At 71.3% G+C, this 1,828-nt stretch carries 3 protein-coding genes; 2 read left to right on the plus strand and 1 reads right to left on the minus strand.

Annotated elements, in window-relative coordinates:
• Positions 1-819, minus strand: an 819-nt coding sequence (locus tag FV222_RS24830; RefSeq protein WP_147815891.1) for a LysR family transcriptional regulator, incomplete at its 3' end; no start/stop codon positions are given.
• A 121-nt stretch (positions 820-940) separates the two neighbouring features.
• On the opposite strand from FV222_RS24830, the gene FV222_RS24835 reads away from it, so the two are divergent.
• Complete coding sequence (locus tag FV222_RS24835) at positions 941-1,546, plus strand: YceI family protein (RefSeq protein WP_147752125.1); 606 nt, start codon at positions 941-943, stop codon at positions 1,544-1,546.
• Positions 1,547-1,567: 21 nt separating this feature from the next.
• The coding region (locus FV222_RS24840; RefSeq protein ID WP_187277464.1) for a cytochrome b/b6 domain-containing protein at positions 1,568-1,828 on the plus strand (261 nt) is incomplete at its 3' end.

Below are 1,828 nucleotides of genomic sequence, written 5' to 3' on the forward strand. Positions count from 1 at the left end.
CCCCGCGGTCGCCCAGGGCGCGAGCACCCGCACGAGCGTTCCGCTCTCGAGGGCGCGCGCCGCCACCGCGCTCGGCAGGTGGCCGATGCCCGCCCCCTCCTGCGTCAGCCGGAAGACCGCGGCGAAATCGCTCGCCCGGATGGCGGGGTCGAGCGAGACCTGCTCGATCCGGCCGTTCCCGTCGTTGAGCAGGAAGCCCGTCGCGCCCGGCCGCTCCCGGGACAGGATCAGGTCGTGCTCCGCGAGCGCCGCGAGGTCCGCCGGCGCTGGATGCCGTGCGAGGTAGTCCGGGGACGCGTAGAGCCCGATCCAGAGGTTGACGATCAGCGCGGCCCGGTATCCGCTCTCCTCCGCGTCGCCGAAGCGCAGGGCGAGGTCGATCCGGTTGGCTGCGAGGTCGAGGCGCGCGTCGGTGTTGATCAGGTCGATGGTGATCTGCGGGTAGGCCCTGCGAAAACTGGTGAGGATTCCCGGCATGAGCTCGATGCCGAAGTCGACCGCGGTCGTCACGCGCAGGTGTCCGGCCGGGACGGTGCGGGCGTCGCGCGCGGTCTCGGCCGCGTCGTCGAGGAGCGCAAGGCTCTCCTGCGCCTTGGCGTAGAACGCGACGCCCTCGGCCGTCGGCGTCACGGCGCGAGGGTGCCGGGCCATCAGGGTGGCGCCGAGCGCCGCCTCCAGCCGCGAGATGCGCCGGCTGACGCTTCCCTTGGTCTCGCTCCGGCTGGCCGCCGCCGCCGTCACCGTGCCGAGGTCGATGACCGCGCAGAAGGCGCGCAGGTCGTCGAGGCGACCGCCGAAGGTTTCCGTTCTCGCAACCATGTAGTGCCGGATAGCAGGCTCAACCCCGGCCGCCAACGGGGCTAGGTGCAGGGTCAGTCGCGGGGGCGCTCGGCCCGGCCGTCGTGGTGGCGAGCCCCCGTCCACACCAAGGAGAAGTCCCTTGAAGTCCTTCCTCGTCTCCGGTCTCGCCCTCGCCCTGTTCGCGGGCACGCCGGCCCTGGCCCAGGCCACCCGCGACCCGGCCCAGATCCAGGCCGGCACCTACGCGGTCGATCCCGGCCACACCCAGGTCGGCTGGCGGGTGTCGCACATGGGCTTCTCGAACTATGCCGGCGGCTTCTCGGACGTCTCCGGCAGCCTCACGCTCGACCCGAAGAACCCGGCCGCCTCGAAGCTCTCGATCAAGGTCCCGGTCGCCTCGGTGACGACGACCAGCGCCAAGCTCACCGGCGAGCTCAAGGGCGACCAGTGGCTCGACGCCGGCAAGTACCCCGACATGACCTTCGTCTCCACCAAGGTCGCGCCGGCCGGCAAGGACCACGCGAAGGTGACGGGCGACCTGACGCTCCACGGCGTGACCAAGCCGGTGACCCTCGACGTGACCTTGGTCGGCGCCGGCGCCAACCCGCTCAGCAAGAAATACACGGTCGGCTTCGAGGCGACGGGGACGCTCAAGCGCTCCGAGTTCGGCGTGAAGACCTACGTGCCGCTGATCGGCGACGAGCTCCACCTGACCATCGCCGGCGCCTTCGAGCGTCAGGACTGACCGGTTCACAGGAGGATGGCCATGGCCCCCGTCGAGACGGCGCGACGCTACACGCTCGTGGCCATCCTTCTGCACTGGACGAGCGCGCTCTGCGTGCTCGTCCTGATCGGCCTGGGCCTGACCATGACCCATGCGGCGCTGGCGCCGATGCGACAGTTCCAGTTCTATCAATGGCACAAGTCGGTCGGCGTCACGGTGCTGGCGCTGACGGTGCTGCGCGTCCTCTGGCGCCTGTCGCACCGGCCGCCGGCGCACCCGGCCGCCATGCCGCCGCGGGAGCGT

It is taken from the genome of Methylobacterium sp. WL103, from assembly GCF_008039885.1.
GTDB lineage: Bacteria > Pseudomonadota > Alphaproteobacteria > Rhizobiales > Beijerinckiaceae > Methylobacterium > Methylobacterium cerastii.